This is a genomic window from Burkholderia pyrrocinia, assembly GCF_003330765.1.
Classification (GTDB): Bacteria; Pseudomonadota; Gammaproteobacteria; order Burkholderiales; family Burkholderiaceae; genus Burkholderia; species Burkholderia pyrrocinia_B.
This window is the reverse complement of sequence record NZ_CP024904.1, coordinates 743,253-753,350: the sequence shown is the minus strand read 5'-3', so window position 1 is coordinate 753,350 and position 10,098 is coordinate 743,253. Positions and strand designations below refer to the sequence as shown.

At 60.8% G+C, this 10,098-nt stretch carries 9 protein-coding genes and 2 pseudogenes; 5 read left to right on the top strand and 6 right to left on the bottom strand.

The window, feature by feature from the left end; genetic code table 11:
* Positions 1–3: 3 nt before the first annotated feature.
* From CUJ89_RS36480 to msrB, 4 genes are all read right to left on the bottom strand, one after another.
* Positions 4–1,119, bottom strand: coding sequence for an aromatic ring-hydroxylating oxygenase subunit alpha (locus tag CUJ89_RS36480; RefSeq protein ID WP_114182265.1), 1,116 nt, complete (start codon positions 1,117–1,119; stop codon positions 4–6).
* A gap of 227 nt (positions 1,120–1,346) precedes the next feature.
* Positions 1,347–2,090, bottom strand: a complete 744-nt coding sequence (gene msrA / locus CUJ89_RS36475) for a peptide-methionine (S)-S-oxide reductase MsrA (protein ID WP_114182264.1) — start codon at positions 2,088–2,090, stop codon at positions 1,347–1,349.
* 61 nt (positions 2,091–2,151) lie between these two features.
* On the bottom strand, positions 2,152–3,999 hold the full coding sequence (locus CUJ89_RS36470) for a cytochrome c biogenesis protein DipZ (protein ID WP_114182263.1): 1,848 nt from the start codon (positions 3,997–3,999) through the stop codon (positions 2,152–2,154).
* A 35-nt stretch (positions 4,000–4,034) separates the two neighbouring features.
* Positions 4,035–4,550, bottom strand: coding sequence for a peptide-methionine (R)-S-oxide reductase MsrB (gene msrB / locus CUJ89_RS36465; RefSeq protein ID WP_114182262.1), 516 nt, complete (start codon positions 4,548–4,550; stop codon positions 4,035–4,037).
* A 1,055-nt stretch (positions 4,551–5,605) separates the two neighbouring features.
* On the opposite strand from msrB, the gene CUJ89_RS37945 reads away from it, so the two are divergent.
* The 5 genes and pseudogenes from CUJ89_RS37945 to CUJ89_RS36445 all read left to right on the top strand — a co-directional run.
* Entirely contained in the window at positions 5,606–5,944 is a 339-nt protein-coding gene (locus CUJ89_RS37945) for a hypothetical protein (RefSeq protein WP_152036705.1), read from the top strand.
* A gap of 52 nt (positions 5,945–5,996) precedes the next feature.
* Positions 5,997–6,272 (top strand): hypothetical protein, encoded by a 276-nt coding sequence (locus tag CUJ89_RS37940; protein ID WP_152036704.1) that lies wholly within the window; start codon positions 5,997–5,999, stop codon positions 6,270–6,272.
* A gap of 652 nt (positions 6,273–6,924) precedes the next feature.
* Positions 6,925–7,491: a hypothetical protein gene (locus CUJ89_RS37935; RefSeq protein WP_152036703.1), complete on the top strand. Its 567-nt coding sequence runs from the start codon at positions 6,925–6,927 to the stop codon at positions 7,489–7,491.
* A gap of 239 nt (positions 7,492–7,730) precedes the next feature.
* Positions 7,731–8,246, top strand: a pseudogene (locus tag CUJ89_RS36450) (transposase).
* 169 nt (positions 8,247–8,415) lie between these two features.
* Positions 8,416–8,508 (top strand): annotated as a pseudogene (locus CUJ89_RS36445) (integrase core domain-containing protein); the annotation flags it as partial.
* A 53-nt stretch (positions 8,509–8,561) separates the two neighbouring features.
* On the opposite strand, the gene CUJ89_RS36440 reads toward CUJ89_RS36445, so the two are convergent.
* Together CUJ89_RS36440 and CUJ89_RS37930 are read right to left on the bottom strand one after the other, a co-directional pair.
* On the bottom strand, positions 8,562–9,029 hold the full coding sequence (locus tag CUJ89_RS36440; protein WP_114182259.1) for a zinc-binding dehydrogenase: 468 nt from the start codon (positions 9,027–9,029) through the stop codon (positions 8,562–8,564).
* Positions 8,944–9,744, bottom strand: coding sequence for a hypothetical protein (locus CUJ89_RS37930; RefSeq protein WP_152036702.1), 801 nt, complete (start codon positions 9,742–9,744; stop codon positions 8,944–8,946). Before CUJ89_RS37930 ends, CUJ89_RS36440 begins: the two co-directional genes overlap by 86 nt.
* Positions 9,745–10,098: the final 354 nt, after the last annotated feature.

Genomic DNA, 10,098 nt, shown 5'->3' with positions numbered 1-10,098 from the left:
GCGTTACCCGCGCTCGTTCGCTTCGCGGATCGGGATCACGGTGCGCGCGCCGCACTGGCGCAGCAGGTCGCGCAGTTCGTTGATGACCGGAAACACCTCGTGGTTCCAGTCGGCGCCCTGGCGATCGTGTGCTTCCTGCTCGCGCTCGACGATCCAGCGATCCTCGCGGAAGATGCGTTCGGTGAACCAGACCAGCAGCGGCCACGCGAGATCGAGCGCGAACGGTATGCCGGGCTTGTGGATCGACAGCAGTCCGAACGTGCGGTTGGTGCGCTGCTCCGCGTCGAGCGGCACGTAGACGATCCACAGGTCCATCACGAGCGTGCCTTCGCTCGAACGGATCTGCAGCGTCTGATACGGGTAGCCGGTGCGCACCGTCATCACGCTCTTGTCGGCCTGGTCGGCCGGCTTCTTGCTCGCGCCGAACACCAGCGCCTCGCCGACCGGCTGCTTGCCTTCCATGCGCGCGAACGTGTAGTCGACCTCGACCCAGTCGTCGCCGCGACGCCGGCCCACCGAGCGCGCGCGCATCTGCCCCATCTGCTTGCGATGCAGGAACTGATGATTCATGTCCATCAGGTTCTCGTGCATGAACGAGTAGTGGCACTTGACCTCGCGGCCGAAGCGGCGGGTCTTGTACGCACGGTCGTCCGCCGATTCGAGCGCCGGGAACGGCCGTTCGTCGGCGAGCGTCGCGTCGCCCGGGAACACGAAGATCAGCCCGTGCGCTTCGCGGCACGGATACGCGCGCACGCCGTTCGGCAAGCGTTCGCGACCGAGGTAGGGCACGTCGACGCAGCGGCCGCTGTCGCACGCGTAGGTCCAGCCGTGATAGCAGCAGCGCAAGGTTTCGCCGCTCACGACGCCCGCGTGCAGCGGCACCTGGCGGTGCGCGCAACGATCTTCGAGCGCATACACGGCGCCGGATTCGGTGCGCACGAGCACGATCGGATCGCCGGCGAAGCGCACGCCGAGCGTCTTGCCGCGCTTCAGCTCGCGCGACCACGCGAGCGGGTACCAGTGATCGGGATGAATAGGTACGCGGCGCAGGTCGCGCACGACCGCGCCGGTGGACGGTTCTTCGAGGGTGTTGCTGTCAGGCATGGGCACTGCGCGCATCCGTGACGCCTCCTGGCTGGGCGGGTGGTCCGGGCGCCGCAAATGCGGCGGGAATCTGGAGAAGTCTACGCGAAGTTGCCCGGTGCGGCGGACGCGATGCGGGTTTGCCTCGGCACGGCGGCCGGGGTTTCGTTGATGCAGCGCAAAACGGGCCGAAGGCGGTGTGCGGCGGCAACCGGCCGCGCGGCGGGCGGCACCCCGTCATGCGGCCGGTTGACGGTTACCGGTCACGAGCCGGCATCGCGCCACAGCACGGCGTCCATGCGGTACAGCGCCGGGAAGTGCTGCTTCAGCCCGGCGACCTTCGGCAGGTCGTTGAACGCGATGTACGGCGCGTCGGGATGCAGTTCGAGGTAGTTCTGGTGATAGGCCTCGGCCGGGTAGAACCCCTTGTATGCCTCGACGCGCGTGACGACGGGCGCCGGAAACACGTGCGCAGTGCCGAGCTGCGCGATGTACGCGGTCGCGACCGCGCGTTGCTGCGCGGTGGTCGGGAAGATCGCGGACCGGTACTGCGTCCCTTCGTCGGGGCCCTGCCGGTTGAGCTCGGTCGGGTCGTGCGCGACCGAGAAGAACACCTGCAGCAGCCGGCCGTACGTGATCTGCGTCGGGTCGTAGACGATGCGGACCGATTCCGCGTGCCCCGTCAGCCCCGAGCCGACGAGCGCGTAGTGCGCGGTTTCGGACGCGCCGCCCGCATAGCCGGCCGTGACCTGCTTCACGCCCTTCACGTGCTCGAACACGCCCTGCACGCCCCAGAAGCAGCCGCCGGCGAGCACGGCCGTCTCGTCGTGCGCCGCGCCGGGCGTTTCGTCGAGCGTCGGTGCGGGCACGGTGCGCATCGGCTCGGCGGAATTGACGATGCGCTGGTAGCCGAACACGGCGGCGGCCGCGACGGCGATGGCGCCGATGCGGCGCAGCATCGCTGCGCGCCGGCGCGGTGCGGAATCGTGGTTGGGTGTCGGGTTCATCGTTTTGCTCCTTCGGAATGCGTTGGGGACGGCGGCGGTCGGGTTGCGGCGGCACCCGCGCTCAACCGAAAGTGAATGCGTACGCATCGACGCCAGGATCGAGAAACTCGATCGCGAACGTGCGGTCGGCGATCGCGCCGGGCTGCCGGACAAGCTGGTACAGGCGCTGCCCGGTGACGGTGCCGTAGCCCTGCGCGTCGACGTCGGCGCCGTGCGCGGCACCGGGCGCCGCGCCGTCGAGCGTCACGCGAAAGCGCACGGGCTGGCCGTTCGCGCCCGGGCCGAGCACGAGGTGCAGGTCGCGCGCGTGGAAGCGGTAGACGATCCGGCCGGCCGGTGCGGCGAGCGACGCGCGCTCGGCGCCGACCTGCCACGTGCCGGCGAGGCCCCAGTCGTTGAGATCGGGATGTGCCGGCGCGTCGTAGCGGTGCGCCGCATCGCGCACGACGCCGCCCGGCGACGTGAAGTCCTCCGCGCGTGCATAGCCGACGTAGGTTTCGGGCGAGTGGACGTCCGCGCTGTCGGCCGCCGCGAGCGCGCCCTTCGCGGGCGCACCGGCGAGCCCGAGCGGCACCTTCAGCGCTTCCGGATGGCCGGCTTCGGCGAGCAGCGACTGAATCGCGCGCTCCGACTGCGCGTATTCGCCTTCGCCGAAGTGGTGATGACGGATGCGTCCTTGCGCGTCGATGAAGTAGTGCGCGGGCCAGTATTCATTGCCGAACGCGCGCCAGATCGAATAGCCGTTGTCGATCGCGACCGGGTAGTCGATGCCGAGGTCGTGCACGGCCTTCTTCACGTTGCCGATGTCGCGCTCGAACGCGAACTCCGGTGCGTGCACACCGATCACGACGAGCCCGTACGGCGCGTACTTGCGCGCCCACGCGTTCGTGTACGGCAGCGTGCGCAGGCAGTTGATGCACGAATACGTCCAGAAATCGACCAGCACGACCTTGCCGCGCAGGCCGGCTGCCGTCAGCGGCGGCGAGTTCAGCCACTGCACGGCGCCGTCGAGCGACGGCAGCGTGCCTTCGACGGGCAGCGCGGCCGGTGTCGCGTCGGCCGCGCGCATCATCGCGCTGCCGGCCGGTGCACCGACGTCGGCAGTCGCGGCCATCATCGCGCCGCCGGTTGCGTTGCCCGCCGCGTTGCCCGTAGAGGCCGTCGCTGCAGGTGCGCCGTTCGAACGCCCGCCGAGCCGGTCGACGAGCTTCGTCTCGAGCCCGCCCGTCGTGACGGTCGACAGTTGTGCGAGCGCACCCGTATCGAGGCCGAGCGCGATTGCGCCGACGCCGGCCAGCAGCGCCGCGCCGATCCCGCGCTTGATCCATTCGCCGGCGCCGAGCGAGCGCTTCATCGCGGCGAACACCTTGCCGCCGATCACGAGCGCGACGCCGAGCGACGTCGCCGCGCCGGCCGCATACGCGACGAGCAGCAGCGTCGTGCCGACGCTCGCACCGCGCAGCGCGGCGCCGGTCAGCACGAGCCCGAGGATCGGGCCCGCGCACGGCGCCCACAGCAGGCCCGTCGCGACGCCGAGCAGCAGCGACGACGCGGGGCCGGCCGGGCGGCCGTCGCGCTGCGCGAACCCGGTGAGCCGGTTGCCGGCGGCGACGAGCGGGCGCGTCAGGTGTTCCGCGAAGCGCGGCATCAGCAGCGTCAGGCCGAACACCGCGAGCAGCACGATGGCGATCCAGCGACCGGCCTGGTTGGCCTGCGCGACCCAGCCGCCGCCGACGGCGGCGAGCGTCGCGACCACGGCGAACGTGAGCGCCATGCCGGCGAGCAGCGGCAGGCCGCTGCGCACGAACGGCTGGTCGGCGCGCGCGAACACGAACGGCAGCACGGGCAGGATGCACGGGCTCAGGATCGTGAGCACGCCGCCGAGATAGGCAAGGACGATGAGCAGCATGGTGCGTTCTCCAGTCGGTCGGGAGTGGGGCCGGATCAGGCGGTGCCCGGGTGGAAGGCGAGTGCGAGGCCGTTCATGCAGTAGCGCAGGCCGGTCGGTTGCGGGCCGTCGTCGAACACGTGGCCGAGATGGCCGCCGCAGCGGCGGCAGTGCACTTCGGTGCGGACCATCCCGAACGATGCGTCGGCGTCGGTGCCGACCGCGTGGTCGAGCGGCTTCCAGAAGCTCGGCCAGCCCGTATGGCTGTCGAACTTGGTGGCCGACGAGAACAGCGCGAGGTCGCAGCCGACGCACGCGAACGTGCCGTGCCGGTGCTCGTCGTTCAGCGGGCTGCTGTACGGCCGCTCGGTGCCGGCTTCGCGCAGGACCGTGTACTGGGCGGGCGTGAGCCGGCGATGCCATTCGGTGTCGCTGTACGTGACTTCAAAACGACCGGCAGGCGGCGCGGCGAATGCGCGGCCGACCAGCGCGCGGCGGCCGGCGGACGACAGTGCCGCGAGCGCGGCGAGGCCGGTGGCGCCGGCGAACAGCAGATGTCTGCGGGTGGGCATGATGGGCTCCTGGAAGCAGGTCCTGAAAACATGCGCCTATCGTAGGCAGCGGCCGGTGTCGAAGTCCTCACGGAAAGTTAAATGAATTGTGATGGTTGTCGGGGTGGTGCGGCGAGGTGCGTTGGAATCCGGCTAAGCCCCGTCGGATAAGGGTTTTTGGGGGAAATGGTGGTCCGCGGACATCCGTCGAAATCCTCTGCGAGTCGTTACTTTTTAGTGTTCGTGACGTGGGGTAGGCTGTACTTGGCGACGCGTTTCGATTACCGGTTGCTGATGTGAGCCGACCAGCTGTTCCGGAGATGGCCAGATAGCCTGATGGTCGAGTGCCGATTCCTCGTCGAGCCCCTTTTGGGGCCTGAAGTAAACTGGCTTGACGTGCTCGGGCGTCGCTACCTCACGGGTTGAGCCCCACTCCAGCCCGCGGTAGTTCTCCGCAATTTAAATCGGCAATTAATTCAGCCATACATAACTTCCCGGCCGCTCCGGTGGGACTGAACACCCGAATAGGCATCGAAAAAATTAAATCCCCCAAAAACGTTTGCGTCAGATATTTTTTTCACGACTCCCCAAACCTTTATCCCACCCGTGGTGCGGCCTCTCGTCAGACGCAGGTATGACCGACCGGGCAGCCATATAAATCTGACTACCACCTTTCAATCTGTATTGGTTATATTTAAACTGGGGTTAACGATTTCTTGAAAAGTCACCACCCATTGCATTAACTGACGAAAGTGCTGAATATTATAGAAAATAGCGGAAATTCGGGGAAGCAGTGCAATGGGCGACGACTCTTATATAAGATCGATCTTTCGGTCTCTTGTCCATAAATTTCGACAAATCACCCGTCGAATAGAAAACCTATTTTTACCCGGCCATACCATTCTTCGCTGGCAATCCGTTTTCATACCACGGCCATCCGGAAGAAGTTCGCGAAAATTCATGCCGTCGCGAGCATTAATTAAACACTGGTGAAAAACGATCGTCGGCGCAAAATCGGCGCGTCGCGAGATCTAATTTTAATTGCAGGAAAACGGCTTGCAAGGGGTTTATTGAAAATGAATAAGAAGAAATTTATCGGCGACTTAATTGATTTGGCTCTGATTGCAGTAATTTTAATATTTTTCTATTATAGGGCATTCGTTGATGGTCACCACGTTGGCCGAGATGGTGCGGGTACAATGTGGCTCAGATTCATTGCCGCGATGGCATCAATTATTGTTTTGATATTTAGAATCCATCGCCATCCAAAATTAGCGCGCTTCGCTACGCACAACAACTCTGGAGAGATGAGGGTTTTCTTCTTGTGGCCTGCAGCATGCGTCGCAGCGATATTTGCGGGTGCCCGGATAGTAATCAGAGTTTTGGTTATTTTGACAGAGAACACAACTAGGTGAAAAAATTAACTACATTCAAGCGGCTGGGGCGGCAGGATTGGTCTCAAATAGCGTGGCGCTGACTCAAACGGGTTCCGACTTGGTTGCAGGAGGGGCGAGCGTAAATACCCTGCAAGGCTACGCAAGCTATGTGCAAGATGTTGCGACTCTGCTCGAAACCACCTATTGGGGTGCCATTGTCGCGGGCCCAATATCCGCCGCAATTGAAGCCATCGCTGCGGCGAACGCGAATACTGCCGACCAGGCGACCGCTGATGCGACCTACGCTGTAACTGATGTTGTGGCATTGGCCTGCGTGAACTCACGCTGCTTCTTTTTGTTCGGCTGAGTGGTGCTGCGATTCGTCTTGGTCGAGTCGTCTCGATGCGTTCGAGACGGGACTTTACCCAGTCGGCCGTTATCGCGTTGGGCTTGAAGGGCTTGCACGACCTGCAGCACATGACTTATGTCCATGCGTTCGACGACGGTACTCGAATCGATTTCGGCCGGGCCTGCAGCGCAGAATTTCATTACCGTCAAATTCGAGACGATTTGAAACTCAAGCCTATTGAAAAACGTTTGCACAGGAATTATTTGTGCCTCGTTTTATTGTTGAGTTTCATTTACCCTCCCGGACAGCCAGGCGGCCTGTCGCCTGCTAGTCAGGATATCAATTGAAAGGTCAGCAGAAAATTAGACCACCATCTTTCGATTTGTATTGATGCCGCCAAACTCGGGTTAACGATCTCTTGAAGATCCAAGATTCTACATATTAACTGACATGTGTTACATAATGTAACTCGCCGAGTTGACCTCGCAGGCGATGCTTGTAGATCGGCACATTTTACCCAACATGGGAACAGCCCGAAAATAATTTCGATATTAGGCGTGATTCAATCAAAGAAATTTGGACGCCGTATTTTTCGGGGCAGGCATGAAGAATAAAATCATGATTGTAAAATTCATTGGGAAAAATAGTTCTGGATAAATCGGGGGGTAGTATGAGATATTTTTCCGATCTGGCAAAAAAATACAATGCGGAAGTATTTATTGCTATGCGCCTATTGGTTGTTACGATTCCAGTTCGATCAAACATAAAATATGATATTGGATTTGGGCGAAGTGATCAACGAAGATCTGTTGTATTTCATCACTATGACTTGGGTTGTGGTGTTTATGTGTATGGCTATGGAGCGAAAGAGATTGCAGTGCATCTTCGCGACACGGATCGATTTCCAAACATTATTCGACATCTATTTTCAGAGTATGCTTTCAGCATTGAGTGGAACGGAGAAAATTTGGTTGCACAAGTCAACATGTGGTACTGCGTGCCATCCGAGGATGGCACAAATGGCGAGCGATTTCTTATTGAATTACGGGATGTGGCCTCATCCATTCAATCGGCTGCCTCTCTAAGTGGCGTCGAACCGCAAAAAAGACGATTCAAAATTGGGCCGTCATGGCTTAGAAAAGCCTCGAATGTTAGTGGATTTTTCGCTCCAATTGTGGGCCTGATAATATTTTTGACCATTGCGATTCACCGCATTTGGCCAATGATGGATAAATAAACGGGGCCGCAAAATCACGGTGACACGAATTAACGCAATTAATGAAGAAGCAATTAAAGCGAGCCATTTGATTCACAATTGACGGAGACCAAAAATGCCAGCCAACCCTCCTGGCAGCGGGCAACCTACTACCGTCATCGTAGATGGCCTAGGGAAACACTGATTTATCCGGCTCGGTGGTCATCGCTGACGCAGCCGAGGACGTTGTAGAAGATAGTTCATGGAATGAACCCACGACGATGAAACGGCAAATGAGCTTTGCGAAGCGGAAAGCGCGAGCAAGAAGCGCGTGACCCGGCGTCAGCGTTTCCTGGACGAGATGGAGCAGCTCGTGCCGTGGTCGCGATTGCTGACGGCAATCGAGCCGTACTACCCGAAGGGAACTCGTGGCCGCCCGCCGGTCGGTCTGGAGCGAATGCTTCGAAGCTACTTCCCGCAGCAGTGGTACAGCTTGTTGGACGAAGGGTTGGAAGATGCGCTGTACGACAGCATCGCGATGCGGGCGTTTGCCGGGATTGATCTGGCCGTCGAGAACGTACCGGACGCGACCACGCTGCTGAAGTTCCGGCGCCATCCGTGCGCGGGTCGAGCATCCGTTCCATGTCGTCAAGAACCTGTTCCATCATCGCAAGGTGCGCTATAAGGGGCTGCTCAAGAACACGGCGCAATTGTTCAGTCTGTTCGCCTTGGCGAATCTGGTGATCGCGCGAAACCGACTGAAGTCGGTTCATGGGAGCAGTCCGTCATGCGTGTGAGAGATGCAAGGAATGAGGTGTATTCTCGGATCAAATTTCTCCGAATGGGCGGCGCTTCGCCTCGGCATCCGGCCATTCCACGCCGACGTCGCCGACAACCTCGCGCGATCGCCTATTAATCAGTGATTCCCTGGAAATCCTGGACCCAATATGTCCGCGTAACGCTGTCATGCGACCCGGAAAGCCCGTGGAGAACGCTTGCATCGAAAGCTTTAATGGGCGCTTCTGCGACGAATGCCTGAACGACGCTCGAAAGTCAGATTCGATCTAGACAGCGGGCCTTCGGCGGCCGATTAGCGCCGTTGCTTCACGATATCAAAAGCGCAGAACGATCGATCCCATCGCGCGCCCCGATGCCAGGCGCGTGTAGCCCTGCTCGAATTCGTCAAAGGTCGTCGTGCTGTCGATGGTGGGCTTCAGTTTGCCCGCGCTCGCCAAACCAGCCACATCGCCAAGCGCCTTGTAGGCATCTTCGTCGCTCTCGCGGTGGAGCGAGTGGCCCACAATGTGTTTGTCGCTCGCGATGATCTCGACGGCCTCGAAGGCCGGTTGCACTCCACCCGCAAAACCGCTGGACACAACTGTTCCCCGCAGCCTGAGGCCTCGAAGCAACTGGTTGAGGACCGCCCCCCGACCTGATCGAACGCACACCCGTATTGACTTGCCTCGCTCATCTTGTCTCGCGCAAGCGCCACAATCAAACTTTGCCCACCAAAGCACGGGCTGCAGCCTCGTCGGGATGTGCTGCTGTATATCGACCAATTGCGGCCCTGACAAAGACATGCTGGGAAGCGTTCGATTTGAGTCCCCAGAGCGCAGAGGCCATGTAGATGAGTTCGATCGATTTCGCGTCCCCCCATTGCTGGCGAACCCAGCGCAGGTCGCCCTTCGATCCTTTTTCAACCTCTTTTTCGATGGCAACTAGCACCTTGGCATTGTTGCCCTCGTTCGCATAGGACCGAAATGCGTCAAGAATGATCATGCAATAGCGTGGGTCGCCGGTCGCAGAACTTGCCCCCCATAGCAGGTCGAAGTCGGATGGCGTCCGCGCACGTATCATGCTGAGCGATGCGGGAAGTTTGTCCAATACGGGTGGCTTGAGCCCCGCTGCCTGCATGCGCGCCGCCACCGCCTCTGCCCTTTGGGCCTGCCCGGCCAGGTGTAACCCAATTGCCACAGACCATAAAACGCGCGGATCAACATCGGTTGCGACAACGGTGTCGATGCTGCCCGGATATTTGGTGAAAAACGCCGCGAGGAAACCGGCCAACGGCGGGTAGCTAGCAGCGTTGCTGACATATGGCGGTTTGCTGAAGTCCTTGAGAATCGTCCTCGCCGCTTCCGTGCTTGGCGCCCGGTAGAAATACTTCATCTCGCTGTCGAGCGTTGTCGGCAACGTTTGCGCTTGTGCGCCTCCTGCCTTGCCGCCCACGACGGCAAGGCAACAGCATGCCATCAAGACAATCGAGGCTGCGATCCACCTGGGTGTCAGAGCCATGTGTGCTCCCGGTTGTTACCTGTCGTTGGACGACACGAGCGCTCGTGTGCGCTGCTCGAATGACCGACTCTACCCACGCTTCGCCAGTCGACAATTTGCTGCGATGTCATGCACGTTCGACGTTATCGTGGGCGACTTCAGTCTCGCCGCGTGTCGAAGGATGCAAACCCGTATCGCGTAAACCGGAAAGTATTCATAGGATAGGTAAACCGCGCGCGCATGCCGCGGCGATCGCCGTCGATACGGGGTGTCGATGGCGACTGGAACCTGGGTGGTGACGTTGGGTGGCGGCCGCGACACCTCGAGACAGGTGCGCGCCCGATCGCGATTGCCCAATCCAGGTCCGTTCGTTTT

What these genes read in the sequence shown, in the direction of transcription:
- CUJ89_RS36480 (WP_114182265.1), bottom strand. Translation starts at nt 1,119, where the DNA reads ATGCGCGCAGTGCCCATGCCTGACAGCAACACCCTCGAAGAACCGTCC.
- msrA (WP_114182264.1), bottom strand. Translation starts at nt 2,090, where the DNA reads ATGAACCCGACACCCAACCACGATTCCGCACCGCGCCGGCGCGCAGCG.
- CUJ89_RS36470 (WP_114182263.1), bottom strand. Translation starts at nt 3,999, where the DNA reads ATGCTGCTCATCGTCCTTGCCTATCTCGGCGGCGTGCTCACGATCCTG.
- msrB (WP_114182262.1), bottom strand. Translation starts at nt 4,550, where the DNA reads ATGCCCACCCGCAGACATCTGCTGTTCGCCGGCGCCACCGGCCTCGCC.
- CUJ89_RS37945 (WP_152036705.1), top strand. Translation starts at nt 5,606, where the DNA reads ATGAATAAGAAGAAATTTATCGGCGACTTAATTGATTTGGCTCTGATT.
- CUJ89_RS37935 (WP_152036703.1), top strand. Translation starts at nt 6,925, where the DNA reads ATGAGATATTTTTCCGATCTGGCAAAAAAATACAATGCGGAAGTATTT.
- CUJ89_RS36440 (WP_114182259.1), bottom strand. Translation starts at nt 9,029, where the DNA reads ATGTCTTTGTCAGGGCCGCAATTGGTCGATATACAGCAGCACATCCCG.
- CUJ89_RS37930 (WP_152036702.1), bottom strand. Translation starts at nt 9,744, where the DNA reads ATGGCTCTGACACCCAGGTGGATCGCAGCCTCGATTGTCTTGATGGCA.